Raw genomic sequence first — 25,616 nt, 5'->3', positions numbered from 1 at the left:
TCTGAGTTACACAGCAATTTTGCGTTATCTGTAAATTGAGATTGAGAAACATGAAAAAAACCACGTTAGCAATGAGTGCACTGGCTCTGAGTTTAGGTTTAGCGCTGTCTCCTCTGTCTGCTACTGCAGCCGAGACCGCGTCTTCGGCAGCAACCGCGCAGCAGATGCCAAGCCTGGCACCGATGCTCGAGAAGGTGATGCCATCGGTGGTGAGTATCAACGTTGAGGGCAGCACCACCGTCAATACGCCGCGCATGCCGCGTAACTTCCAGCAGTTCTTTGGTGATAACTCACCGTTCTGCCAGGACGGTTCGCCATTCCAGAGCTCCCCATTCTGTCAGGGCGGTGGCCCAGGGGATGACGGTCAGGGCGGTGGCGGCCAGCAGCAGAAATTCATGGCGCTCGGTTCGGGCGTTATTATTGACGCCGCGAAAGGCTATGTCGTGACCAACAACCACGTTGTTGATAACGCCAGCACCATCAAAGTGCAGCTGAGCGATGGCCGTAAGTTCGACGCCAAAGTCGTCGGAAAAGATCCGCGCTCGGATATCGCGCTGATCCAGATTCAGGATCCGAAAAACCTGACGGCGATTAAGCTTGCTGACTCTGATGCCCTGCGCGTCGGTGACTACACGGTCGCTATCGGTAACCCGTTTGGTCTGGGTGAAACCGTGACCTCCGGAATCGTTTCTGCGCTGGGCCGTAGCGGCCTTAACGCGGAAAACTACGAAAACTTCATTCAGACGGATGCGGCCATCAACCGCGGTAACTCCGGCGGTGCGCTGGTGAACCTGAACGGCGAGCTGATTGGTATCAACACCGCGATCCTCGCCCCGGACGGCGGCAACATCGGGATCGGCTTTGCTATCCCAAGCAATATGGTGAAAAACCTGACCGCGCAGATGGTGCAGTATGGCCAGGTGAAACGCGGTGAGCTGGGGATTATGGGCACCGAACTGAACTCCGAACTGGCGAAAGCCATGAAAGTTGACGCTCAGCGCGGCGCATTCGTAAGCCAGGTCATGGCGAACTCGTCTGCGGCGAAAGCGGGCATCAAAGCGGGTGATGTGATCACTTCCCTGAACGGTAAGCCGATCAGCAGCTTTGCCGCTCTGCGCGCCGAAGTGGGTTCCATGCCTATCGGCAGCAAAGTGACCCTTGGCCTGCTGCGTGACGGCAAGCCGGTTAACGTGAGCCTGGAGCTGCAGCAGAGCAGCCAGAATCAGGTAGATTCCAGCACCATCTTCAGCGGTATCGAAGGGGCTGAGATGAGCAACAAAGGCCAGGATAAAGGCGTGGTGGTGAATAACGTGAAGGCGAATTCACCGGCTGCCCGTATCGGCCTGAAAAAAGGCGATGTCATCATGGGTGCTAACCAGCAGCCGGTGAAAAACATTGCTGAACTGCGCAAAATTCTCGACAGCAAACCTTCCGTGCTGGCGCTGAATATTCAGCGTGGTGATACCTCTATCTATCTGCTGATGCAGTAATCCCCTCGAGCCCCTGCACACTGCGTGCAGGGGCTTTTCGCTTTTCTGTGACCCTTTCCACAAGTCCATACTTCTCTCCCTGAGTTTGTGCATCTGCACAATGCAGCGCTGTCGGTACTCCCCTATGCTTGAGCTCTGCTCACAGGAGGGTTACATGGCTGGCTGGCATCTCGATACCAAAATGGCGCAGGATATCGTGGCGCGCACCATGCGCATCATTGATACCAATATCAACGTAATGGATGCCCGCGGGCGCATTATTGGCAGCGGCGACCGTGAGCGGATTGGTGAATTGCACGAAAGGGCGCTGCTGGTGCTCTCCCAGGGCCGCGTGGTGGATATCGACGATGCGGTGGCGAAACACCTGCACGGCGTGCGCCAGGGGATCAACCTGCCGCTGCGTCTTGAAGGCGAAATCGTTGGCGTGATCGGCCTGACCGGCGAACCTGAATCGCTGCGTAAATACGGCGAATTGGTGTGCATGACCGCCGAGATGATGCTGGAACAGTCTCGCCTGATGCACCTGCTGGCTCAGGACAGCCGCCTGCGCGAAGAGCTGGTCATGAACCTGATTCAGGCGGAGGAGCACACCCCGGCGCTGAGCGAGTGGGCACAGCGGCTGGGTATCGATCTTAATCAGCCGCGCGTGGTAGCGGTTATTGAAGTGGACAGCGGCCAGCTTGGCGTGGACAGCGCGATGGCGGAGCTGCAACAGTTGCAAAATGCCCTGGCGACGCCGGAGCGCAATAACCTGGTGGCGATCGTCTCCCTGACCGAAATGGTGGTGCTGAAGCCCGCGCTGAACGCGTTTGGCCGCTGGGATGCGGAAGACCACCGCCGCCGCGTGGATCAGCTGATTGCGCGCATGAAAGAGAACGGTCAGCTGCGTTTTCGCGTGGCGTTGGGAAATTACTTCACCGGACCAGGAAGCATTGCCCGATCGTGGCGCACCGCGCGTACCACCATGATGGTGGGGAAGCAGCGTATGCCGGAGAGCCGGAGCTATTTCTATCAGGATCTGATGCTGCCGGTGCTGCTCGACAGCCTGCGCGGCGGCTGGCAGGCCAACGAGCTGGCGCGCCCGCTGGTGCGTCTGAAAGCGATGGATAATAACGGCCTGCTGCGCCGGACGTTGCAGGCGTGGTTCCGCCATAACGTGCAGCCCCTGGCGACGTCAAAAGCGCTGTTTATTCATCGTAATACGCTGGAGTATCGGCTTAATCGAATTTCGGAGCTGACGGGGTTGGATCTGGGGAATTTCGACGACCGGCTGCTGCTGTACGTGGCGCTTCAACTGGATGAGCAGAGATGATGCTGTGCGCGGTTTTCACCCCGGCCCTCTCCCTGTGGGAGAGGGCCGGGGTGAGGGCATCGGGCCGCACCGTTACTTATTGCGCGTAAGCTTCTCAAGATCCGCTTCAATCTCGCTGATCTTATGGGTGACAACGCTTTCCAGATGACGGAGGTCATCCAGGATCTTACGTTTGAGATCGACTTCAGTACGATCGCGCTGGCAGATCTGATCAAGTTCATCGATCACGTAGCGCAGGTTAGGGCTGATTTCCTGAACTTCTTTGTACCCCTGGCCGATCCCGTCGGCTACAACGGTCTTACGCTGGCGCGGGTATTTAAACTTCACGCTTTTGGCGAAAAACTCTCCTTTGTCCTTGTGAAAATAGATTTTCAAAATATCGTTGTTGGCTTCCTGGCGAAGGCTGTAACGATCAATTTCATCAGGATTGGTAATGCCCAGACTTTTCAGATTGTCGTACATAGCGGTACCCTTTATCTCAACATAACCTTTGAATAATTAACGAAAAAATCCCTTTTTGCCACTCTCCGATTCAAAATTCGCGGAGTCGATCCTGATTGCTTCCCGACTGCACGTAAAAGAGCAGGCCAGAAACGGGCGCATCTTTGAAAATCCATACTCAGTATTCGCCTGCCTGCGCTCAGGGAGGGAACAGTAATCTAACTCGTTTATTGTAGTTTTTGGCTACCTCGTCAAGAGGAAATCAATATGAGAGTGAAATTGCTACCGTAGCCGCCATCAGAAATTGTCGGTAAATAAGCAGTCGCAATGAAAAAAGGTGTTCAGGGGATCGGTGGCTATCAGGGCCCGGCAGGGGGTTGGGACGCGGTAAAAGCCGTCGCGGCGTCGGTGTTTTCACAGCGTGCCGTAGCCCGCGATATTATCGCCATGTTTAAGATGAACCAGGTCTCGGGCTTTGATTGTCCGGGGTGCGCATGGCCTGACCCAGGCCATCGGGCATCCATGGAGCTGTGTGAAAACGGCGTGAAGGCCGTTTCCTGGGAGACCACCAGCAAGAAAGCCTCGCCTGCGTTTTTTAGCCGCCATCCGGTTTCTGCCCTCTGGCATTACAGCGACTATGCGCTGGAAAACGTGGGGCGTCTGACCCATCCCATGAAGTATGACGCCGCGACGGACTGCTGGCAGGCGGTGGAATGGGACGTGGCGTTCCGGGAAATCGGCGAGCGCCTTCGCAGCTATGCTTCCCCGGAACAGGTAGAGTTTTATACCTCCGGGCGTACCTCTAACGAGGCGGCGTTCCTGTACCAGCTTTTTGCGCGCGAATACGGCAGCACTAACTTCCCGGATTGTTCCAACATGTGCCACGGCCCCACCAGCGCAGGCCTGACGCGCTCGATTGGCCTGGGAAAAGGGACGGTGGAACTGGACGACTTTGAGCACTGCGATCTGGTGATCTGCATCGGACACAACCCCGGGACCAACCATCCGAGAATGCTGACTACCCTGCGGGAGGTGGCTAAACGCGGCGCCAAAATTATCTCGATTAATCCGCTGACTGAGCGGGGGCTTGAGCGTTTCAGTTTCCCGCAAAGTCCGAAAGAGATGCTTACCGGGCAGGCAACGACGCTGAGCCATCGTTATTACCAGGTCAAAATGGGCGGCGATGCGGCGCTGCTCAAAGGGATAATGAAAGCCCTCATTGAGAGGGACGAAGCCCGGGCCTTGCTAAACCAGTCGCCCTGCCTTGACCATGCGTTTATCGCAGAACATACCGACGGCTATCCGGCGCTGTATCAGGATTTGCGCCAGTGCAAATGGGCTGAGCTGGAGCAGGCAAGCGGGCTGACGCGCAGCCAGATGGAAGACCTGGCGGAAAGCTACAACAAGTCGCGCGCGACGATCGTCTGCTACGGGCTTGGGATCACCCAGCATAAAAACGGCACGGAAAACGTCCAGCAGCTCGTTAACCTTTTGCTGCTCAAGGGCAACATAGGTAAACCCGGCGCGGGGATCTGCCCGCTGCGTGGTCACTCTAACGTGCAGGGTGACCGGTCGGTCGGGATCAACGAAGCCGCGCCGGAAGCGTTCCTGCAGCGTCTGGAAGAGCATTTTTCCATTCAGGTTTCGCGCAAGCACGGGCGTTCCAGCGTGGAGAGTATCCGGGCGATCGAGCGTGGCGATGCCAAAGCGCTTATCTGCATGGGCGGCAACCTGGCAGTGGCCATGCCGGAACCACAGCGCACCTTTGCGGCAATGAAAAAGCTGGATATGCAGGTCCACATAGCCACAAAGCTTAACCGCTCGCACCTGCTGCTGGCGAAGCATAACTACCTGTTACCTGCGCTGGGCAGAACCGAGCGGGATATGCAGGCGACGGGCATCCAGTCCGTGACCGTCGAAGATTCTATGTCGATGGTCCATGCTTCATGCGGCGGGTTAAAGCCAGCCTCGCGCGCGTTAAAGTCAGAGCCTGCTATCGTCGCCGGAATGGCACGCGCCACGCTGCCGAACTCCCCGTTGAACTGGGAGGCGATGTGCGGGAACTATGCGCTGATCCGCGAGGCCATTGAGGCCGTTATCCCGGCGTTTGCCGATTACAACGCGCGTATTGCCCGGCCCGGCGGTTTTCGTATGGACACGCCAGCGTCACGTCGGGAGTGGCACACGCCGAATGGCAAAGCAAACTTTGTTGTCGGGCGCCATGTCTGTGCTGAGCATCCGCATCGGCCTGACGATACGCTGATCCTGGCGACGCTGCGCAGCCACGATCAGTACAACACCACGATCTACGGGCTGAACGATAGGTATCGCGGGATCACCGGTCGCCGTGATGTCGTCTTCCTGAGCAAGGTCGAAGCTACGGCGCGCGGGCTGGTGGAGGGCGATGTCGTCAACGTTCAGGCGCTAAATGAAGAGGGTATGCCAGCAGAAGGGCGCGAAATGCGGGGGCTGACGGTGGTGATCTACAACATGGCAGCCGGATCGATAGGGGCGTATCTGCCGGAGGCGAATGTCCTGCTGTCGCTGGAGGCGGTCGATAAGGAAAGCCTGACGCCAGCCTACAAAAGCGTGCCGGTCGTTATCGCGAAAGCCTAGTAAAACAAAACCCGCCAGAAGGCGGGTTTTTTTACGTCTGGCGTATTGTCGAACGGATTAATCGATGGTGCGCAGCAGTTCGTTGATGCCCACTTTACCGCGCGTTTTCGCGTCCACTTTCTTCACGATAACCGCACAGTACAGGCTGTATTTGCCATCTTTTGACGGCAGGTTGCCGGAAACCACCACGGAGCCAGCCGGTACGCGGCCATAATGCACTTCGCCGGTTTCACGATCGTAAATACGGGTGCTCTGACCGATGTACACGCCCATGGAGATCACGGAGCCTTCTTCAACGATCACGCCTTCAACCACTTCAGAGCGTGCGCCGATGAAGCAGTTGTCTTCGATGATGGTTGGGTTAGCCTGCAGCGGCTCCAGAACGCCACCGATGCCGACGCCGCCGGAGAGGTGAACGTTTTTACCGATCTGCGCGCAAGAACCCACGGTCGCCCAGGTGTCCACCATGGTGCCTTCGTCAACGTAAGCACCAATGTTCACGTAGGAGGGCATCAGCACGGTATTGCGTGCGATGAACGCGCCCTGACGCACGGCCGCAGGTGGCACCACGCGGAAACCTTCTTTCTGGAAACGCGCTTCGTCGTAGTCCGCGAATTTCATGGGTACTTTGTCGAAGTAGCGGCTTTCTGCTCCGTCGATAACCTGGTTATCGTTGATACGGAAAGAGAGCAGCACGGCCTTCTTCAGCCATTGATGAGTCACCCACTGACCGTCAATTTTCTCTGCGACCCGCAGTGCGCCGGAATCCAGCAGAGAAATCACCTGGTTTACGGCTTCACGGGTAACGGTATCCACATTTGCCGGAGTGATCTCGGCGCGACGCTCAAAGGCGGACTCAATAACGTTCTGTAACTGCTGCATTGTTTACTCTTTCCATTTCACTAAAAAACACGTCACCCTTTATCGTTTGGATTGAGGGCCGCTGTCAACCGTTGTTGTACTTCAAGTTGCAGCTCATTATTAAGGGCACGCCGGTCGGCGGTGGCGATTATAAATAAATCTTCTACTCGCTCGCCAATGGTTGTAATTCGGGCGCCATGAAGCGAAATTCCCAGATCGGCAAAAACCTGGCCGACCCGTGCGAGCAGCCCTGGCTGATCGAGCGCAATGAGTTCGAGGAACGATTTACGGTCGGTATGGGTCGGCAGGAAATTGACCTCGGTATCGACGTTAAAGGGTCGCAGTTTGGCCGGTTGCCTGCGCGGCTGCGGCGGCTGCCAGCTGCGCTGGGTGATCGCCTGTTCCAGCCCAAAGCGTATCGCTTCATGCCTGTCCGACGACAGCGGGCTGCCGTCCGGCTCCAGTACGATAAAGGTATCCATCGCCATGCCGTCGCGGGTGGTGAAAATCTGTGCGTCGTGAACGCTCAGGTTTCGCCTGTCCAGTTCGGCGCAAACGGCGGCAAACAGATAGGGCCGGTCAGGGCTCCAGATGAAGATCTCCGTCCCGCCGCGCGTTGCCTGCGGGCTGAGCAAGATCATCGGCTCTGACAAATTATGTTTAAGCAGATGCCGCGCATGCCAGGCGAGCTGGTTTGGGCTGTGGCGCACAAAGTAGTTGGCGCGACAGCGCGCCCAAATCTGATGCAGCGCCTCTTCGTTAATATTTTCCATACGCAGCAACGCCAGCGCCTGAACCTGATGATGGCGCACGCGCTCGCGCATGTCCGGCGTGTTTTGCATCCCGCGGCGCAGCTGTTTTTCCGTGGCGAAATAGAGCTCGCGCAGCAGGCTTTGCTTCCAGCTGTTCCACAGCGTTTCGTTGGTGGCGCAGATATCAGCCACGGTCAGGCACACCAGATAGCGCAGCCTGTTCTCCGTCTGGACCGCTTCGGCGAACTGCTTAATGACTTCAGGATCCTGAATGTCACGACGCTGAGCGGTAACGGACATCAGCAGATGATGACGCACCAGCCAGGCGACGAGCTGCGTCTCGCGGGAGTTCAGCCCGTGCAGCTCGGCAAATTTGAGAATGTCCTGTGCGCCCAGCACCGAGTGATCGCCTCCGCGCCCTTTGGCGATGTCGTGGAACAGCGCGGCGATGAGGATCAGTTCCGGATGCGCCAGACGCGGCCACAGCTCGACGCACAGCGGATGGCGGGAGCGTGTCTCTTCCTGGGCAAAGCTCTCAAGCTTAAGCATCACGCGGATGGTGTGTTCATCCACCGTGTAGGCGTGGAACAGATCGAACTGCATCTGGCCGACGATATGCGACCACTGCGGCATATAGGCCCACAGCACGCTGTGACGGTGCATGGGCAGCAGGCCGCGGCTGACGGCTCCCGGGTGGCGCAGCATGCTCAGGAACAGGGCGCGTGCTTCCGGGATGTAACACAGCGGCTGGCGCAGGTGACGACGCGCATGGCGCAGGTGGCGCAAGGTCGTGGAGTAGATGCCGGTAATCGTGCTGTTGCGAACCATGGTATAGAACATGCGCAGGATCGCTTCCGGTTCGCGCATAAACAGCGTTTCGTCACGCAGATCGATAAGCGTGCCGCGCAGCTGGAATTCATCATCGATCGGGCGCGGTTTTTCGTCAGCCGTCAGCGCCAGGATCGCTTCATCGAAAAGCTGGAGCAGCATCTGGTTCAGCTCGCTGACGCGGCGGGTGACGCGGAAGAAATCCTTCATCATCTGCTCAACCGGCTCGTTGCCTTCACCACGGTAGTTCAGGCGCTGGGCGACGCTGAGCTGACGATCGAACAGCAGGCGGTTATCGTAGCGGGTGAGTTCCAGATGGAGCGCAAAACGGATGCGCCAGAGCAGGTGTAAACACTCGTTCAGTTCGTTGCGCTCGGCTTCGGTCAAAAAGCCAAAACCGACCATCTCGTCCATCGAGGTGGCGCCAAAATGCCGGCGGGCGACCCACTGCAGCGTATGGATATCGCGCAGGCCGCCAGGGCTGCTTTTGACATCCGGCTCAAGATTGTAGCTGGTGCCGTGGTAGCGCTGGTGGCGCTGATTCTGCTCCTCGACCTTGGCCGCAAAGAATTTTTCCGAGGGCCAGAAACCGTCGCTGAAGACGTGTTTTTGCAGTTCGAGGAACAGCGCAACGTCGCCAATCAGCAGGCGGGTTTCAATCAGGTTGGTCGCGACGGTGAGGTCCGATAGCCCTTCGAGCAGACACTCTTCCAGCGTGCGTACGCTGTGGCCCACTTCGAGCTTCACGTCCCACAGCAGGGTCAGCAGTTCACCCACTTTTTGAGCCTGGTCGTCCGGCAGCCTTTTGCGGCTTAAGATCAGTAAGTCGATATCCGAAAGCGGATGCAGTTCACCGCGGCCATAGCCCCCCACGGCAACCAGTGCCAGGTCGCCAATCTGCCCGAAACCATAGTCGATCCACAGGCGCTGCAGAAGCTGGTCAATAAATTCGGTGCGCGCTTCGATCAGCTGCTCGGCAGAGATACCCGCGTCGAACGCGCTGCCCAGCCAGCGATGGAACACCTCCATGTGGGCTTTGATGTGGGCGCAGGTCAGTTCGTGCGGCGGCCAGACGCCCGGGTTATCAGGCTGGTCGGGGAGGGTGGGAAGGGCTGTGTTAGCATACTGTTCGGGTAAAAGATTACTCATCGTGCGCCACCCATAAGAAAAAACTATCGCCATTAAAAAAGCCGGCAATCGCCGGCTTTTTATCACTCAATATTCGTCAGTATCGCCGGGATGGTGTCATCCTTGCGCAACGTCATAATTTCGCAGCCGTTGTCTGTTACCACAATAGTATGCTCGTACTGTGCAGACAAGCTTCTGTCTTTGGTTTTCACCGTCCAGCCGTCTTTCATGGTGCGGATGCGGTAATCGCCTGAGTTGACCATTGGCTCAATGGTGAAGGTCATGCCTTTTTGCAGTACCACGCCGCCGTCATCCGCATCGTAGTGCAGCACCTGTGGCTCTTCGTGGAAGACGCGGCCAATGCCGTGACCACAGTATTCGCGAACCACGGAGAAACCTTCCGCCTCAACGAATTTCTGAATGGCCGCGCCAAGCGTGCGCAGGCGAATGCCCGGCTTGACCATCTTCAGCGCCAGGTAGAGGCTCTCTTGCGTCACTTTGCACAGACGCTCGCCAAGAATGGTTGGCTTGCCGACAATAAACATCTTCGAGGTGTCGCCGTGGTATTCGTCTTTAATGACGGTCACGTCGATGTTGACGATGTCGCCATCTTTCAGCAGTTTTTCGTCATCCGGGATACCGTGGCACACCACTTCATTAATAGAGATGCAGACGGATTTCGGGAAACCGTGGTAGCCGAGGCAGGCGGAGACCGCGTGCTGCTCATTCACGATGTAATCATTACAGATGCGGTCCAGTTCGCCCGTGCTCACGCCCGGTTTGACGAACGGCTCGATCATTTCAAGCACTTCCGCGGCCAGACGACCGGCGACGCGCATCTTTTCAATTTCTTCAGGGGTCTTAATAGAGATAGCCATGTAATCTGTCCATCGGTGTCGATTTTTTCGACAATACTAGTCTGAGTAGGGTCAATGGTATCAGCCCGGCGCGTCCCGTGCCAAATTGAGAATCATTAACAGCACACTCAGCCAACAACTGTTGGTTTCTGGTCGTGTTTTGTGGTATAAAGCGCGCCGGACTTCCGATCCATTTCAGATACACAGTCTGGACGGAAGCGATAATCTCACTATGTGTAACAACACACACGTATCGGCACATATTCCGGGGTGCCCTTCGGGGTCGGTAATATGGGATACGTGGAGGCATAACCCCAACTTTTACTATAGAGGTTTTAAACATGGCAACTGTTTCCATGCGCGACATGCTCAAGGCTGGTGTTCACTTTGGTCACCAGACCCGTTACTGGAACCCGAAAATGAAGCCTTTCATCTTCGGCGCACGTAACAAAGTTCACATCATCAACCTTGAGAAAACTGTACCAATGTTCAACGAAGCCCTGGCTGAGCTGAGCAAGATCTCTTCCCGTAAAGGTAAGATTCTGATGGTTGGTACTAAACGCGCTGCAAGCGAAGCTGTGAAAGAAGCTGCTAACAGCTGCGATCAGTTCTTCGTGAACCATCGCTGGTTGGGCGGCATGCTGACCAACTGGAAAACCGTTCGTCAGTCAATCAAACGCCTGAAAGATCTGGAAACTCAGTCTCAGGACGGTACTTTCGACAAGCTGACCAAGAAAGAAGCGCTGATGCGTACTCGTGAACTGGACAAGCTGGAAAACAGCCTGGGCGGTATCAAAGATATGGGCGGCCTGCCAGACGCGCTGTTCGTTATCGATGCAGACCACGAGCACATCGCAATCAAAGAAGCTAACAACCTGGGTATCCCGGTATTTGCTATCGTTGATACCAACTCCGATCCGGACGGTGTTGACTTCGTTATCCCGGGTAACGACGATGCAATCCGTGCTATCAGCCTGTACCTGGGCGCTGTAGCTGCTACCGTTCGTGAAGGCCGTTCTCAGGATCTGGCTACTCAGGCGGAAGAAAGCTTCGTAGAAGCTGAATAATAAGGTTTTACCCCTTATTAGTACCGTGTATGAATAGGGGCCAATTCTCGGCCCCTTTTTTCAATTTATACTGTTTGGCTTCTGGCCGGGCAGTTCACATCTCCCGAGGATTTAAGAATGGCTGAAATTACCGCATCCCTGGTAAAAGAGCTGCGTGAGCGTACAGGCGCAGGCATGATGGATTGCAAAAAAGCGCTGACCGAAGCGAACGGCGACATCGAGCTAGCAATCGAAAACATGCGTAAATCCGGTGCGATCAAAGCAGCTAAAAAAGCAGGCAACGTGGCTGCTGACGGCGTGATCATCACCAAAATCGACGGCACCTACGGCATCATTCTGGAAGTTAACTGCCAGACTGACTTCGTTGCTAAAGATGGCGGTTTCCAGGCATTTGCGAACAAAGTACTGGACGCAGCTGTTGCGGGCAAAATCACCGACGTTGAAGTGCTGAAAGCACAGTTCGAAGAAGAGCGTGTTGCGCTGGTTGCTAAAATCGGTGAGAACATCAACATCCGTCGCGTATCTTCCCTGGAAGGCGACGTGCTGGGTTCTTACCAGCACGGTGCACGTATCGGTGTTCTGGTTGCGGCTAAAGGCGCTGACGAAGAGCTGGTTAAACAGCTGGCAATGCACATCGCTGCAAGCAAACCAGAATTCGTTAAGCCAGAAGACGTGTCTGCTGAAGTGGTAGAGAAAGAGTACCAGGTTCAGCTGGACATCGCGATGCAGTCTGGTAAGCCAAAAGAAATCGCAGAGAAAATGGTTGAAGGCCGCATGAAGAAATTCACCGGCGAAGTTTCTCTGACTGGCCAGCCTTTCGTAATGGACCCAAGCAAGTCTGTTGCTCAGCTGCTGAAAGAGCACAACGCTGACGTAACTGGCTTCATCCGCTTCGAAGTGGGCGAAGGCATCGAGAAAGTTGAGACTGACTTCGCAGCAGAAGTTGCTGCAATGTCCAAGCAGTCTTAATGATTGAAAAGGAGCCGCCTGAGGGCGGCTTCTTTTTGTCACCCGTCATACAAAATCAGACAGGCTCTACTACCGCTGTGCTGGTTTGCGACATAACATGTCGCCAGAATTAACCCCCATCTTAATCGTTGACAGTCTCAGGAAAGAAACATGGCTACCAATGCAAAACCCGTGTACAAACGCATTCTGCTTAAGCTGAGTGGCGAAGCGCTGCAGGGAACGGAAGGCTTCGGTATTGACGCAAGCATCCTTGACCGCATGGCACAGGAAATCAAAGAACTTGTCGAACTGGGCATTCAGGTTGGCGTGGTCATTGGCGGTGGCAACCTTTTCCGTGGTGCTGGTCTGGCGAAAGCGGGGATGAACCGCGTTGTGGGCGACCACATGGGGATGCTGGCAACCGTCATGAATGGCCTGGCAATGCGTGATGCGCTTCATCGTGCCTATGTGAACGCTCGCCTGATGTCCGCTATTCCGCTGAATGGCGTATGCGATAACTACAGCTGGGCAGAAGCTATCAGCCTGCTGCGCAACAACCGCGTGGTGATCCTCTCCGCCGGTACGGGCAACCCGTTCTTTACCACCGATTCCGCTGCCTGCCTGCGCGGTATCGAGATCGAAGCCGATGTGGTGCTGAAAGCGACCAAAGTGGATGGCGTATTTACCGCCGATCCGGCAAAAGATCCGTCTGCGACCATGTACGATCAGTTGTCTTACAGCGAAGTGCTGGATAAAGAGCTGAAAGTAATGGATCTTGCCGCCTTCACGCTGGCTCGTGACCACAAACTGCCGATCCGTGTCTTCAACATGAATAAGCCTGGCGCGCTCCGTCGCGTCGTCATGGGCGAAAAAGAAGGCACTTTGATCACGGAATAATTTCCGTCGGCGATAAATACAGGTAAGATTCCGCTTTATTTTGTAGTGGTATCTTACCCGGGCGCGCCTTTGGCGTTGTCATGAATTAAACGCGACTATACTTAGCACACCTGTAGCGCTGTGCTGGCGGATAGTCTGCCTGAGACAAGTTTTCAAGGATTCGTAACGTGATTAACGACATCAGAAAAGATGCTGAAGTACGCATGGACAAATGCGTAGAAGCGTTCAAAAACCAAATCAGCAAAATCCGTACTGGCCGTGCTTCTCCAAGCCTGCTGGATGGCATCATCGTAGAATATTACGGTACGCCAACCCCACTGCGTCAGCTGGCGAGCGTCACGGTAGAAGACACCCGTACGCTGAAAATCAACGTATTCGACCGTTCAATGAGCCCGGCGATCGAGAAAGCGATCATGGCCTCTGACCTAGGTCTGAACCCAAGCTCTGCGGGCGCCGACATTCGCGTTCCACTGCCAGCGCTGACCGAAGAACGTCGTAAAGACCTGATCAAAGTGGTGCGTGGCGAAGCTGAGCAGGGTCGTGTTTCTGTGCGTAACGTACGCCGTGATGCGAATGACAAAGTGAAAGCACTGCTGAAAGAAAAAGAGATCAGTGAAGATGATGACCGTCGTTCTCAGGACGACGTGCAGAAAATGACTGACGCAGCGATCAAGAAAATTGATGCGGCGCTGGCAGATAAAGAAGCGGAACTGATGCAGTTCTGATTTCTGTCGTACACTGATAAAACGCCGTTCAGAGAGGCCTTGTGTCTTGCTGGCGGCGTTTTGCTTTTATCGGGTCTAACTTTTTTTCGGGCATCTCATGAAGCATTTAACACTCCTTGGCTCGACCGGCTCTATCGGTTGCAGCACTCTCGACGTCGTTCGCCATAACCCTGAACACTACACCGTGACCGCGCTCGTGGCGGGCAAGAACGTGCAGCGTATGGTCGAGCAGTGCCTGGAGTTTACGCCCCGCTTTGCGGTGATGGATGACGAGGAGAGCGCTCGCCAGGTAAAAGCCCAGCTGCTGGAAAAGGGCAGCCGCACCGAGGTGCTGAGCGGACAACAGGCGGCCTGTGATATGGCGGCGCTGGATGAGGTCGATCAGGTTATGGCGGCTATCGTCGGGGCGGCAGGGCTGTTGCCGACGCTTTCCGCGATTGATGCCGGTAAAGATGTTCTGCTGGCCAATAAAGAGTCGCTGGTCACCTGTGGACGCCTGTTCATGGAGGCGGTAAAAGCGCGTGGCGCACGCCTTTTGCCGGTCGACAGCGAGCACAACGCGATTTTTCAGAGTTTGCCGCAACCTTTTCAACAGAACCTGGGGTACGCTGACCTGGAGCAGAATGGCGTTGTGTCGATTCTGCTTACCGGGTCTGGTGGCCCGTTCCGCGAGACGCCGCTGTCTGAACTGAGCGCAATGACGCCGGATCAGGCATGCCGTCATCCGAACTGGTCGATGGGACGTAAGATCTCTGTCGACTCCGCCACCATGATGAACAAAGGTCTGGAATACATTGAAGCTCGCTGGCTGTTCAATGCGTCAGCGAAACAGATGGAAGTGCTGATCCACCCGCAGTCGGTGATTCACTCCATGGTGCGCTATCAGGATGGCAGTGTGCTGGCACAGTTGGGCGAACCGGATATGCGCACACCGATTGCACACGCCATGGCGTGGCCAGAGCGCGTTAAATCCGGGGTTAAACCGCTCGATTTTTGCAAGCTGAGCGCACTGACCTTTAGCGAGCCTGACTATGAGCGTTATCCCTGCCTCAGGCTGGCGATGACGGCCTTCGATCAAGGGCAAGCTGCGACAACGGCGCTCAATGCGGCCAATGAAATTACCGTTGATGCCTTCCTCAATCAGCAGATTCGTTTTACCGACATCGCCTCGCTTAATTTGACGGTGCTGGAGATGATGGATTTGCGCGAGCCACAAAGCGTGGAGGAGGTGCTGGCGGTCGATGCACAAGCGCGTATTATTGCGCGTAAACAGGTGACACGTCTCGCAAGCTGGTGATAAAGCAAGCGGTAGTGGCTGTGCCATTTGTTAGCGTTGGGCTTCAGTGATATAGTCAGCGCCACCTGATCGCAGGCATTTGACTTTATGTGGTCAGGTAAGCCGTGGTTTGACACGGCTTTTTTATGTACAGGCTTCAGTATTCCTGAGTACCGTTACATCCTTTTCAGGGACTAAAAACGCGTTATGTTGTCTGCGAACCAACCAATAAGCGAGAACTTGCCAGCGCATGGCTGTCGCCATGTTGCAATCATTATGGATGGCAATGGCCGCTGGGCGAAAAGACAAGGGAAGATACGAGCCTTTGGGCATAAAGCCGGGGCGAAATCTGTTCGCCGCGCCGTTTCTTTTGCCGCCAACAACGGCATTGATGCGTTAACGCTCTATGCTTTTAGCAGTGAAAACTGGAATCGACCCGCGCAGGAAGTGACTGCGTTGATGGAACTGTTCGTGTGGGCGCTCGACAGCGAAGTAAAAAGCCTGCACCGCCACAACGTCCGTCTGCGGATTATCGGTGAGACCAGTCGTTTTAACTCACGTTTGCAAGAACGGATTCGCAAAGCAGAAGCGCTGACGGAAAATAACACCGGCCTGACGCTCAACATCGCGGCGAATTACGGCGGACGCTGGGATATTATCCAGGGCGTTCGGCATTTGGCCGAACAGGTTCAGGAAGGGTTACTGAGACCGGACCAAATTGATGAAGAGGCGCTGAATAAGCAAATCTGCATGAATGAACTGGCACCTGTAGATTTAGTAATTAGGACAGGGGGAGAACATCGCATAAGTAACTTTTTGCTTTGGCAAATAGCCTACGCCGAACTTTACTTTACTGATGTTCTTTGGCCCGATTTTGATGAACAAGACTTTGAAGGTGCGCTGCATGCCTTTGCCAATCGTGAGCGTCGCTTCGGCGGCACCGAGCCTGGTGGCGACAAAGCCTGATGGGGGTAGCTTTTGCTGAAGTATCGCCTGATTTCCGCTTTTGTATTAATACCCATTGTCATTGCGGCACTGTTTTTACTGCCACCGGTGGGATTTGCTATTGTGACGCTGGTCGTGTGCATGCTGGCCGCGTGGGAATGGGGACAGCTTAGCGGCTTTACCTCGCGCACTCAGCGAGTCTGGCTGGCGGTGCTCTGTGGCTTTGTGCTGGCTCTGATGCTGTTTACGTTGCCTGAGTATCACCATGATATTCATCAGCCGCTGGTGGCCGGATCCCTGTGGATATCGCTGGCCTGGTGGGTGGCTGCGCTGTTACTGGTGCTTTTCTATCCCGGTTCGGCGGCCATATGGCGTCATTCTAAGGTGCTGCGCCTGATTTTTGGTCTGCTCACCATCGTGCCTTTTTTCTGGGGTATGATTGCCCTTCGCGCCTGGCACTACGACGAAAACCACTACAGCGGCGCGTTATGGCTGCTTTATGTGATGATTCTCGTGTGGGGGGCTGACTCTGGGGCCTATATGTTTGGTAAACTGTTCGGCAAACATAAGCTGGCACCGAAAGTGTCGCCGGGCAAAACCTGGCAGGGCTTTATTGGCGGTCTGTTTACCGCAGCAATCATCTCCTGGGGCTACGGCGTCTGGGCGAATCTTGAGGTTGCGCCGTCAACGCTGCTGGTGTGCTCTATTTTTGCTGCGCTGGCCTCGGTACTGGGCGATCTCACCGAAAGTATGTTCAAGCGTGAAGCAGGGATAAAAGACAGTGGTCACCTTATTCCAGGACACGGCGGTATACTGGACCGTATTGACAGCCTGACGGCAGCTGTTCCAGTGTTTGCTTGCCTGCTTTTACTGGTATTCGGGACGATTTAACGGAAGGTTTTATGCTGAGCATTCTCTGGAATCTGGCGGCGTTCATAGTTGCACTGGGTGTACTGATTACCGTGCATGAATTTGGCCATTTCTGGGTTGCTCGTCGCTGCGGAGTGCGGGTAGAGCGATTCTCGATCGGTTTCGGTAAGTCGCTCTGGAAGCGCACCGACCGGCATGGCACCGAGTTTGTCATTGCGCTTATTCCGCTGGGCGGCTATGTCAAAATGCTCGACGAACGTGTTGAGCCTGTTGCCCCGGAACTTCGCCACAGCGCGTTCAACAACAAGACGGTTGGGCAACGTGCTGCCATCATTGCTGCCGGTCCGGTAGCTAACTTCATCTTTGCTATCTTCGCGTATTGGCTGGTGTTTATCATCGGTGTGCCTGGCGTGCGTCCGGTTGTGGGGGAAATTGCCCCTCACTCCATCGCGGCAAATGCGCAAATTACGTCGGGGATGGAACTTAAAGCCATTGATGGTATCGAAACCCCTGATTGGGATGCTGTGCGACTGCAGCTGGTTTCCAAAATTGGCGATGAGCAGACAACGCTCAGCGTCTCGGATTTTGGATCTGACCAGCGGCAGAAAAAAGTGCTGGATTTACGCCACTGGAGTTTCGAGCCTGACAAAGAAGATCCGGTCGCTGCACTGGGGATTCGCCCGCGTGGCGCGCAGATCGAGCCGGTATTAGCCGAAGTACAAGCGCATTCGGCGGCAAGTAAAGCGGGTTTGCAAGCGGGTGACAGGATCGTTAAAGTCGATGGTCAGCCATTAACAGAGTGGATGACCTTTGTTACTCTGGTGCGCGATAATCCAGGTACATCGCTCGCGCTGGACGTGGAAAGGCAGGGGAGTCCGCTCTCACTGACGCTGATTCCGGATACCAAATCAGGTAGCGGAAAGGCGGAAGGGTTTGCTGGCGTCGTGCCGAAAGTGATCCCACTGCCAGACGAGTACAAGACAATACGCCAGTATGGGCCGTTTAGCGCCATCCTTGAAGCCACGGATAAAACATGGCAACTGATGAAGCTAACGGTCAACATGTTGGGGAAATTGATAACCGGTGATGTCAAACTGAACAACCTCAGTGGGCCTATTTCGATTGCTCAGGGGGCTGGAATGTCAGCGGAGTTCGGGGTGATTTACTATCTCATGTTTCTCGCGCTCATTAGCGTGAACCTCGGGATAATCAACCTGTTCCCGCTTCCCGTTTTAGACGGGGGCCATCTGCTGTTTTTAGCGATTGAAAAGCTAAAAGGCGGACCGGTATCCGAGCGAGTTCAAGACTTTAGTTATCGCATTGGCTCGATTTTGCTGGTGCTGTTAATGGGGCTTGCACTTTTCAATGATTTCTCTCGGTTGTAAGAGAGTTAGTTAGGAAGAACGCATAATAACGATGGCGATGAAAAAGTTGCTCATAGCGTCGCTGCTGTTTAGCAGCGCCACCGTATACGGTGCTGACGGGTTCGTAGTGAAAGATATTCATTTCGAAGGCCTTCAGCGTGTCGCCGTTGGTGCGGCCCTCCTCAGTATGCCTGTGCGCCCCGGCGATACGGTTAATGATGAAGACATCAGTAACACCATCCGCGCTCTGTTTGCCACTGGCAACTTTGAGGACGTCCGCGTCCTGCGCGATGGTGATACGCTGCTGGTTCAGGTAAAAGAACGTCCAACGATCGCCAGTATCACTTTCTCCGGCAACAAGTCGGTGAAAGATGACATGCTCAAGCAAAACCTTGAAGCATCCGGCGTTCGTGTGGGGGAATCTCTGGACCGCACAACCCTTTCAGACATTGAAAAAGGTCTGGAAGATTTCTATTACAGCGTGGGTAAATACAGCGCCAGCGTGAAAGCGGTTGTGACACCGCTGCCGCGTAACCGTGTTGACCTTAAGCTGGTCTTCCAGGAAGGTGTTTCTGCGAAGATCCAGCAGATCAACATTGTGGGCAACCACGCGTTCAGCACTGATGAACTGATCTCAACGTTCCAGTTGCGTGACGAAGTGCCGTGGTGGAACGTCGTTGGCGATCGTAAATACCAGAAGCAGAAGTTGGCGGGCGATCTCGAAACCCTGCGCAGCTACTACCTGGATCGCGGCTACGCGCGTTTCAACATTGATTCGACCCAGGTCAGTCTGACGCCGGACAAAAAAGGGATCTACATTACCATTAACATCACTGAAGGCGAGCAGTACAAGCTTTCAGGTGTTGAAGTCAGTGGTAACCTGGCGGGGCATTCTGCTGAAATCGAATCACTGACGAAGATTCAGCCAGGCGATCTGTACAGCGGGTCTAAAGTGACCAAGATGGAAGACAGCATTAAGAAGCTGCTCGGCCGTTATGGTTATGCTTATCCGCGCGTGCAGACTCAGCCAGAAATTAACGATGCTGAGAAAACCGTTAAGCTTCACGTCAACGTTGATGCGGGCAACCGTTTCTACGTGCGTAAGATCCGTTTTGAAGGGAACGACACCTCCAAAGATTCCGTTCTGCGTCGCGAAATGCGCCAGATGGAAGGGGCATGGCTGGGCAGCGACCTGGTCGACCAGGGGAAAGAGCGTCTGAACCGTCTGGGTTACTTCGAAACGGTTGATACCGATACGCAGCGTGTACCAGGCAGCCCGGACCAGGTGGATGTAGTTTATAAGGTTAAAGAGCGTAACACCGGTAGCTTCAACTTCGGTGTCGGCTACGGTACCGAAAGTGGCGTAAGCTTCCAGGTCGGTGTCCAGCAGGATAACTGGCTGGGTACAGGTTACTCTGTCGGCATCAACGGCACCAAAAACGACTACCAGACCTATTCCGAGTTCTCTGTTACTAACCCATACTTCACCGTTGACGGTGTGAGCCTGGGCGGTCGTATCTTCTATAACGACTTTAAAGCAGACGACGCGGATCTGTCCTCCTATACCAACAAAAGCTACGGTGTAGACGGTACGCTCGGCTTCCCGGTCAACGAATACAACACCCTGCGTGCGGGCTTAGGTTATGTGCATAACGACCTGTCCAATATGCAACCGCAGGTGGCGATGTGGCGTTATCTGGACTCCATCGGTCAGTCAGCGAGTAAGAGCAGCGATAACAACGGCTTTGCCGCCGATGACTTCACGTTCAACTATGGCTGGACGTACAACCGTCTGGACCGTGGCTTCTTCCCGACGCAGGGCTCGCGCGTAAACCTGAATGGTAAAGTGACCATTCCGGGTTCCGATAACGAGTTCTACAAGGTGACGCTGGATACCGCATCCTACTTCCCAATTGATGACGATCACAAATGGGTGGTTTTGGGTCGTACGCGCTGGGGCTACGGTGATGGCCTGGGCGGCAAAGAACTGCCGTTCTATGAAAACTTCTACGCCGGTGGTTCAAGCACCGTTCGTGGCTTCCAGTCCAATAATATTGGTCCGAAAGCGGTTTACTACGGTGGGAATGACAAGGATAACTGCTACAAATCATCTTCTTCCGAAGTGTGTAGCTCTGATGATGCAGTGGGCGGTAACGCCATGGGCGTCGCCAGCCTCGAGTTCATCACGCCGACGCCGTTCATCAGCGACAAGTATGCGAACTCTGTTCGTACCTCCATCTTCTGGGATGCCGGTACGGTGTGGGATACCAACTGGGAGAACACTGCCCAGATGCGTGCAGCAGGTGTTCCGGACTACAGCGATCCGAGCAATATTCGCATGTCTGCAGGTATCGCATTACAATGGATGTCACCGCTGGGGCCGTTGGTCTTCTCCTACGCCCAGCCGTTTAAGAAATATGATGGAGATAAAGCGGAACAGTTCCAGTTTAACATTGGTAAAACCTGGTAATAATCCGCTGCAATGGAATGCGTTGGCAGTGTAGCGCTGACAACCGGCGATCGGTAAAACGATCGCCTTGCCACGCAAAGAACGGTACCTTCGGGTGCCAATGGGATGGTAAGGAGTTAATTGTGAAAAAGTGGTTATTAGCTGCAGGTCTCGGTTTAGCGATGGCAACCTCTGCTCAGGCAGCAGACAAAATTGCAATCGTCAACATGGGTAATTTGTTCCAGCAGGTTGCACAGAAAACGGGTGTTTCTGCGACTCTGGAAAACGAATTTAAAGGCCGTGCTGGCGAACTGCAACGTATGGAAGGCGACCTCCAGACTAAAATGCAGCGTCTGCAGCGTGATGGTTCTACCATGAAAGCGAGCGAGCGCAGCAAGCTGGAAAAAGACGTAATGGCACAGCGCCAGACCTTCTCCCAGAAAGCGCAGGCTTTCGAGCAGGATCGTCAGCGTCGTTCTAACGAAGAGCGCGGTAAACTGGTTACCCGTATTCAGTCTGCTGTTAAAGCAGTAGCAGCCGATCAGAGCATCGATCTGGTTGTGGATGCGAATGCCGTCGCTTTCAACAGCAGCGATGTTAAAGACATCACCGCTGATGTTCTGAAACAGGTTAAATAAGTAATGCCTTCAATTCGACTGGCTGATTTAGCTCAGCAGTTGGATGCAGAATTACACGGTGATGGCGATATCGTCATCACCGCTGTTGCGTCCATGCAATCTGCTAAAGCGGGCAACATTACCTTTATAGTAAGCCCTAAGTACCGTGAACATCTGGCCCAGTGCCAGGCGTCCGCCGTTGTGATGACGCAGGACGATCTTCCGTTTGCCACAGGCGCTGCACTGGTAGTTAAAAATCCCTACCTGACTTACGCACGCATGGCCCAAATTCTTGATACCACGCCGCAGCCGGCGCAAAACATTGCTGCCAGCGCAGCGATCGACCCGACGGCTCAGCTGGGTAACAACGTGGCAGTTGGCGCAAATGCCGTTATCGAATCTGGCGTTGTGCTGGGCGATAACGTGGTCATTGGTCCGGGCTGCTTCGTTGGAAAAAATACCAAAATTGGCGCAGGCTCCCGTCTTTGGGCCAATGTGTCCATTTATCATGACGTTGAGATGGGCGAGAATTGCCTCGTTCAATCCAGCACGGTGATTGGCTCTGACGGTTTCGGCTATGCCAACGATCGTGGCAATTGGGTTAAGATCCCGCAGCTTGGTCGCGTTATTATCGGCGATCGTGTAGAGATCGGCGCATGTACGACCATCGACCGCGGCGCGCTGGACGACACCATCATTGGTAACGGTGTTATCATTGATAACCAGTGTCAGATTGCACATAACGTTGTGATTGGCGACAATACTGCCGTTGCGGGCGGCGTGATCATGGCAGGCAGCCTGAAAATTGGCCGCTACTGCATGATTGGCGGTGCCAGCGTGATCAATGGCCATATGGAAATATGCGACAAGGTGACGGTAACGGGAATGGGCATGGTGATGCGTCCTATTACTGAACCCGGCGTCTATTCCTCTGGCATTCCGCTGCAACCGAACAAGGTATGGCGTAAAACAGCTGCACTGGTGATGAATATTGATGATATGAGCAAGCGACTCAAAGCCATTGAGCGCAAGATCGATCAACAAGACTAAGCGTTCACCCGTTTAACGCTCATTTTCTCGGCCTGTCGGCTTTTTTATAAACCGGCAGGCCGTGTTATTATTGCTACTTAGTACATTTGACAGGAAGAGTATTTTGACTACTGACACTCATACTCTGCATATTGAAGAGATTTTAGAACTTCTGCCGCACCGCTACCCGTTTTTGCTGGTAGACCGTGTGCTGGATTTTGAAGAAGGTCGTTTTCTGCGCGCAGTGAAAAATGTCTCCGTTAACGAGCCGTTCTTCCAGGGGCACTTCCCTGGTAAGCCTATCTTCCCGGGTGTGTTGATCCTGGAAGCCATGGCGCAGGCTACCGGTATCCTTGCGTTTAAAAGCGTAGGTAAACTGGAGCCGGGTGAACTCTATTACTTCGCCGGCATCGACGAAGCGCGATTCAAGCGTCCGGTTGTGCCTGGCGATCAGATGATCATGGAAGTCACTTTTGAAAAAACGCGTCGTGGCCTGACTCGCTTTAAAGGCGTTGCAACGGTTGACGGCAAAGTTGTTTGTGAAGCGACTATGATGTGCGCGCGTAGCCGGGAGGCCTGATACGTGATTGATAAATCCGCCTTTATTCATCCTACCGCGATTGTGGAAACCGGCGCCATTATTGGTGCTAACGTTCACATTGGCCCGTTTTGTGTTGTTGGACCCCATGTTGAAATTGGTGAGGGTACAGTACTGAAATCTCATGTCGTGGTGAATGGTCATACGACTATTGGCTGCAACAACGAGATCTATCAGTTCGCCTCCATCGGCGAAGTTAACCAGGATCTTAAATATGCTGGTGAGCCGACCCGTGTGGAAATCGGCGATCGTAACCGTATTCGCGAAAGCGTCACCATTCATCGTGGAACAACTCAGGGCGGTGGATTGACGAAGGTGGGCAGCGACAACCTCTTTATGGTAAATGCACACATTGCGCATGACTGTACCGTGGGTAATCGCTGTATTCTCGCCAACAACGCAACGCTGGCGGGACACGTATCGGTTGATGATTTCGCAATCATTGGCGGCATGACGGCTGTCCATCAGTTCTGCATCATTGGTGCGCACGTGATGGTCGGCGGATGCTCCGGTGTGGCGCAGGACGTCCCACCTTACGTGATTGCGCAGGGCAACCATGCCACGCCGTTTGGCGTGAACATCGAAGGCCTCAAGCGTCGTGGCTTTAGCCGCGAAGCGATTACAGCGATCCGCAACGCGTACAAACAGTTGTACCGTAACGGTAAAACGCTGGAAGAGGCGAAGCCGGAAATTGCCGAGCTGGCGAATAAGCACCCGGAAGTGAACGCGTTCATGGAATTCTTTGACCGTTCAACAAGGGGTCTGATTCGTTAATGGTCGACAGTCGTCCGCTTACGATAGCCCTGGTCGCCGGAGAAACCTCCGGCGATATTCTTGGTGCAGGTCTCATCCGCGCCCTCAAGGCTCGTGTACCCAATGCGCGCTTTGTGGGTGTGGCAGGCCCGCTGATGCAGGCCGAAGGCTGCGAAGCCTGGTATGAGATGGAAGAGCTGGCCGTGATGGGCATCGTTGAGGTGCTGGGCCGCCTGCGTCGCCTGTTACACATTCGTGCCGATCTCACACGCCGTTTTACCGATCTCAAACCCGATGTGTTTGTCGGTATCGATGCGCCCGATTTCAATATTACCCTCGAAGGGAATCTGAAAAAACAGGGCATCAAAACCATTCACTACGTCAGTCCGTCCGTCTGGGCGTGGCGACAGAAACGCGTTTTCAAAATCGGACGGTCTACCAACCTGGTACTGGCTTTCCTGCCTTTCGAAAAGGCGTTTTACGACAGATTCAACGTGCCATGCCGTTTTATTGGTCACACCATGGCAGATGCCATGCCGCTGGACCCGGATAAAAACGCGGCGCGTGACGTGCTGGGCATCCCCCATGATACCCACTGTCTGGCTCTGCTGCCGGGCAGCCGTGGCGCAGAAGTTGAGATGCTGAGCGCCGATTTCCTGAAAACGGCGCAGATCCTACGCCAGACCTATCCCGATCTTGAAGTGGTGGTGCCGCTGGTTAATGCGAAACGCCGCGAGCAGTTTGAACGCATCAAAGCGGAGGTTGCGCCGGATCTGCACATTCATCTTCTGGATGGAAAGGGCCGTGAGGCGATGGTCGCGAGCGATGCCGCTCTGCTGGCCTCCGGTACGGCCGCGCTGGAGTGTATGCTGGCGAAATGCCCGATGGTAGTGGGTTACCGCATGAAGCCTTTCACCTTCTGGCTGGCGAAACGTCTGGTGAAAACCGACTATGTCTCCTTGCCTAATTTACTCGCCGGGCGCGAGCTGGTAAAAGAGCTGCTGCAGGAAGAGTGTCAGCCGCAGGCGTTAGCCGATGCGCTACTTCCGCTGCTGGCAAATGGCAAGACCAGCCATCTTATGCACGAGACGTTCCGTGAACTGCATCAGCAGATCCGCTGTAATGCCGATGAGCAAGCGGCTGAAGCGGTGCTGGAGTTAGCAAAATGATGGAATTTGTTTATCCACACACGCACCTTGTGGCGGGCGTGGATGAAGTGGGGCGGGGCCCGCTCGTCGGTGCTGTGGTTACTGCAGCGGTAATACTCGACCCTGCTCGCCCGATTGTTGGGCTGAATGATTCAAAAAAATTATCTGAAAAGCGCCGACTGGCGCTCTTTGACGAGATTCAGGAAAAGGCGCTGGCCTGGAGTCTTGGGCGCGCTGAGCCGCATGAAATTGACGAGCTGAACATTCTTCATGCCACCATGCTGGCGATGCAGCGGGCGGTGGCGGGGCTGAAAATAACCCCTGAATACGTCCTGATTGACGGCAACCGCTGTCCGGCACTGCCTGTGCCTTCAATGGCGGTAGTGAAAGGGGATAGCCGGGTCCCGGAAATTAGCGCGGCGTCAATCATTGCTAAAGTGACGCGCGATGCCGAAATGGCTGCGCTGGATCTCACTTATCCCCTGTACGGTTTCGCCCAGCACAAGGGATATCCTACGGCTTTCCATCTGGAAAAGCTGGCTGAACATGGCGCCACCGAACACCACCGTCGTAGTTTTGGTCCGGTAAAACGTGCGCTGGCACGGGTGTCCTGAATCAAGACGCAAGCAATTAAGTAACGCGGAA

The 25,616-nt window shown here is 54.7% G+C and carries 22 protein-coding genes; 18 read left to right on the top strand and 4 right to left on the bottom strand.

The annotated features are described in order from the left end of the window. Positions 1-50 precede the first annotated feature (50 nt). Together degP and cdaR are read left to right on the top strand one after the other, a co-directional pair. A complete protein-coding gene (gene degP / locus ACWKX3_RS12210; RefSeq protein WP_006173627.1) occupies positions 51-1,490 on the top strand; it encodes a serine endoprotease DegP in 1,440 nt (479 codons plus the stop codon). Between the two features lie 154 nt (positions 1,491-1,644). After that, positions 1,645-2,802, top strand: a complete 1,158-nt coding sequence (cdaR, locus tag ACWKX3_RS12205; RefSeq protein ID WP_454541873.1) for a DNA-binding transcriptional regulator CdaR — start codon at positions 1,645-1,647, stop codon at positions 2,800-2,802. 72 nt (positions 2,803-2,874) lie between these two features. On the opposite strand, the gene ACWKX3_RS12200 is transcribed toward cdaR, so the two are convergent. Continuing rightward, complete coding sequence (locus ACWKX3_RS12200; protein ID WP_006173625.1) at positions 2,875-3,264, bottom strand: DUF3461 family protein; 390 nt, start codon at positions 3,262-3,264, stop codon at positions 2,875-2,877. A gap of 306 nt (positions 3,265-3,570) precedes the next feature. Between ACWKX3_RS12200 and ACWKX3_RS12195 the strand changes: the two genes are divergently transcribed. Continuing rightward, positions 3,571-5,859 carry an FdhF/YdeP family oxidoreductase gene (locus tag ACWKX3_RS12195; RefSeq protein ID WP_454541872.1) on the top strand — a complete coding sequence of 763 codons (2,289 nt, stop codon included), beginning with the start codon at positions 3,571-3,573 and terminating at the stop codon, positions 5,857-5,859. Positions 5,860-5,916: 57 nt separating this feature from the next. Here the strand turns inward: ACWKX3_RS12195 and dapD are convergent, their stop codons facing one another. From dapD to map, 3 genes are all read right to left on the bottom strand, one after another. Beyond that, positions 5,917-6,741 carry a 2,3,4,5-tetrahydropyridine-2,6-dicarboxylate N-succinyltransferase gene (dapD, locus tag ACWKX3_RS12190; protein WP_008501915.1) on the bottom strand — a complete coding sequence of 275 codons (825 nt, stop codon included), beginning with the start codon at positions 6,739-6,741 and terminating at the stop codon, positions 5,917-5,919. Positions 6,742-6,773: 32 nt separating this feature from the next. Beyond that, positions 6,774-9,449 (bottom strand): bifunctional uridylyltransferase/uridylyl-removing protein GlnD, encoded by a 2,676-nt coding sequence (glnD, locus tag ACWKX3_RS12185; protein ID WP_101738203.1) that lies wholly within the window; start codon positions 9,447-9,449, stop codon positions 6,774-6,776. Positions 9,450-9,511: 62 nt separating this feature from the next. Next, complete coding sequence (gene map / locus ACWKX3_RS12180; RefSeq protein ID WP_006173616.1) at positions 9,512-10,306, bottom strand: type I methionyl aminopeptidase; 795 nt, start codon at positions 10,304-10,306, stop codon at positions 9,512-9,514. Between the two features lie 320 nt (positions 10,307-10,626). On the opposite strand from map, the gene rpsB reads away from it, so the two are divergent. The 15 genes from rpsB to rnhB all read left to right on the top strand — a co-directional run bounded on the left by rpsB (position 10,627) and on the right by rnhB (position 25,585). After that, positions 10,627-11,352, top strand: coding sequence for a 30S ribosomal protein S2 (rpsB, locus tag ACWKX3_RS12175; RefSeq protein ID WP_006173614.1), 726 nt, complete (start codon positions 10,627-10,629; stop codon positions 11,350-11,352). Positions 11,353-11,469: 117 nt separating this feature from the next. Beyond that, positions 11,470-12,321, top strand: a complete 852-nt coding sequence (gene tsf, locus ACWKX3_RS12170) for a translation elongation factor Ts (protein WP_006173611.1) — start codon at positions 11,470-11,472, stop codon at positions 12,319-12,321. 150 nt (positions 12,322-12,471) lie between these two features. Further along, positions 12,472-13,197 carry a UMP kinase gene (gene pyrH, locus ACWKX3_RS12165; RefSeq protein WP_006173609.1) on the top strand — a complete coding sequence of 242 codons (726 nt, stop codon included), beginning with the start codon at positions 12,472-12,474 and terminating at the stop codon, positions 13,195-13,197. Positions 13,198-13,364: 167 nt separating this feature from the next. Beyond that, entirely contained in the window at positions 13,365-13,922 is a 558-nt protein-coding gene (gene frr, locus ACWKX3_RS12160) for a ribosome recycling factor (RefSeq protein WP_006173607.1), read from the top strand. Between the two features lie 97 nt (positions 13,923-14,019). Next, positions 14,020-15,219: a 1-deoxy-D-xylulose-5-phosphate reductoisomerase gene (ispC, locus tag ACWKX3_RS12155; protein ID WP_006173606.1), complete on the top strand. Its 1,200-nt coding sequence runs from the start codon at positions 14,020-14,022 to the stop codon at positions 15,217-15,219. A gap of 186 nt (positions 15,220-15,405) precedes the next feature. After that, positions 15,406-16,164, top strand: coding sequence for a (2E,6E)-farnesyl-diphosphate-specific ditrans,polycis-undecaprenyl-diphosphate synthase (gene ispU, locus ACWKX3_RS12150; RefSeq protein ID WP_006173604.1), 759 nt, complete (start codon positions 15,406-15,408; stop codon positions 16,162-16,164). Between the two features lie 12 nt (positions 16,165-16,176). After that, entirely contained in the window at positions 16,177-17,034 is an 858-nt protein-coding gene (cdsA, locus tag ACWKX3_RS12145) for a phosphatidate cytidylyltransferase (RefSeq protein WP_006173603.1), read from the top strand. An 11-nt stretch (positions 17,035-17,045) separates the two neighbouring features. Next, positions 17,046-18,398, top strand: coding sequence for a sigma E protease regulator RseP (gene rseP, locus ACWKX3_RS12140; RefSeq protein ID WP_006173602.1), 1,353 nt, complete (start codon positions 17,046-17,048; stop codon positions 18,396-18,398). 31 nt (positions 18,399-18,429) lie between these two features. After that, complete coding sequence (gene bamA / locus ACWKX3_RS12135; protein WP_006173601.1) at positions 18,430-20,847, top strand: outer membrane protein assembly factor BamA; 2,418 nt, start codon at positions 18,430-18,432, stop codon at positions 20,845-20,847. A 122-nt stretch (positions 20,848-20,969) separates the two neighbouring features. Beyond that, positions 20,970-21,464, top strand: a complete 495-nt coding sequence (skp, locus tag ACWKX3_RS12130; protein WP_042319211.1) for a molecular chaperone Skp — start codon at positions 20,970-20,972, stop codon at positions 21,462-21,464. Between the two features lie 3 nt (positions 21,465-21,467). After that, on the top strand, positions 21,468-22,493 hold the full coding sequence (lpxD, locus tag ACWKX3_RS12125; protein WP_006173599.1) for a UDP-3-O-(3-hydroxymyristoyl)glucosamine N-acyltransferase: 1,026 nt from the start codon (positions 21,468-21,470) through the stop codon (positions 22,491-22,493). A gap of 103 nt (positions 22,494-22,596) precedes the next feature. After that, a complete protein-coding gene (gene fabZ, locus ACWKX3_RS12120) occupies positions 22,597-23,052 on the top strand; it encodes a 3-hydroxyacyl-ACP dehydratase FabZ (protein ID WP_006173598.1) in 456 nt (151 codons plus the stop codon). 3 nt (positions 23,053-23,055) lie between these two features. Beyond that, positions 23,056-23,844 (top strand): acyl-ACP--UDP-N-acetylglucosamine O-acyltransferase, encoded by a 789-nt coding sequence (gene lpxA, locus ACWKX3_RS12115; RefSeq protein ID WP_042319209.1) that lies wholly within the window; start codon positions 23,056-23,058, stop codon positions 23,842-23,844. Continuing rightward, positions 23,844-24,992, top strand: coding sequence for a lipid-A-disaccharide synthase (gene lpxB / locus ACWKX3_RS12110; protein WP_454541871.1), 1,149 nt, complete (start codon positions 23,844-23,846; stop codon positions 24,990-24,992). The genes lpxA and lpxB overlap by 1 nt, the downstream gene beginning before the upstream one ends. After that, a complete protein-coding gene (rnhB, locus tag ACWKX3_RS12105; RefSeq protein ID WP_006173594.1) occupies positions 24,989-25,585 on the top strand; it encodes a ribonuclease HII in 597 nt (198 codons plus the stop codon). Before lpxB ends, rnhB begins: the two co-directional genes overlap by 4 nt. The last annotated feature ends 31 nt before the right edge of the window (positions 25,586-25,616 follow it).

This window comes from Enterobacter sp. UPMP2052 (assembly GCF_053709675.1).
The sequence above is the reverse complement of the archived record's forward strand: the minus strand, read 5'-3'. Positions and strand labels throughout refer to the sequence as shown.

Excerpts from the sequence above, each read along its gene's own strand:
- degP (WP_006173627.1), top strand. The coding sequence starts at position 51 with ATGAAAAAAACCACGTTAGCAATGAGTGCACTGGCTCTGAGTTTAGGT.
- cdaR (WP_454541873.1), top strand. The coding sequence starts at position 1,645 with ATGGCTGGCTGGCATCTCGATACCAAAATGGCGCAGGATATCGTGGCG.
- ACWKX3_RS12200 (WP_006173625.1), bottom strand. The coding sequence starts at position 3,264 with ATGTACGACAATCTGAAAAGTCTGGGCATTACCAATCCTGATGAAATT.
- ACWKX3_RS12195 (WP_454541872.1), top strand. The coding sequence starts at position 3,571 with ATGAAAAAAGGTGTTCAGGGGATCGGTGGCTATCAGGGCCCGGCAGGG.
- dapD (WP_008501915.1), bottom strand. The coding sequence starts at position 6,741 with ATGCAGCAGTTACAGAACGTTATTGAGTCCGCCTTTGAGCGTCGCGCC.
- glnD (WP_101738203.1), bottom strand. The coding sequence starts at position 9,449 with ATGAGTAATCTTTTACCCGAACAGTATGCTAACACAGCCCTTCCCACC.
- map (WP_006173616.1), bottom strand. The coding sequence starts at position 10,306 with ATGGCTATCTCTATTAAGACCCCTGAAGAAATTGAAAAGATGCGCGTC.
- rpsB (WP_006173614.1), top strand. The coding sequence starts at position 10,627 with ATGGCAACTGTTTCCATGCGCGACATGCTCAAGGCTGGTGTTCACTTT.
- tsf (WP_006173611.1), top strand. The coding sequence starts at position 11,470 with ATGGCTGAAATTACCGCATCCCTGGTAAAAGAGCTGCGTGAGCGTACA.
- pyrH (WP_006173609.1), top strand. The coding sequence starts at position 12,472 with ATGGCTACCAATGCAAAACCCGTGTACAAACGCATTCTGCTTAAGCTG.
- ispC (WP_006173606.1), top strand. The coding sequence starts at position 14,020 with ATGAAGCATTTAACACTCCTTGGCTCGACCGGCTCTATCGGTTGCAGC.
- ispU (WP_006173604.1), top strand. The coding sequence starts at position 15,406 with ATGTTGTCTGCGAACCAACCAATAAGCGAGAACTTGCCAGCGCATGGC.
- rseP (WP_006173602.1), top strand. The coding sequence starts at position 17,046 with ATGCTGAGCATTCTCTGGAATCTGGCGGCGTTCATAGTTGCACTGGGT.
- bamA (WP_006173601.1), top strand. The coding sequence starts at position 18,430 with ATGGCGATGAAAAAGTTGCTCATAGCGTCGCTGCTGTTTAGCAGCGCC.
- lpxD (WP_006173599.1), top strand. The coding sequence starts at position 21,468 with ATGCCTTCAATTCGACTGGCTGATTTAGCTCAGCAGTTGGATGCAGAA.
- lpxB (WP_454541871.1), top strand. The coding sequence starts at position 23,844 with ATGGTCGACAGTCGTCCGCTTACGATAGCCCTGGTCGCCGGAGAAACC.
- rnhB (WP_006173594.1), top strand. The coding sequence starts at position 24,989 with ATGATGGAATTTGTTTATCCACACACGCACCTTGTGGCGGGCGTGGAT.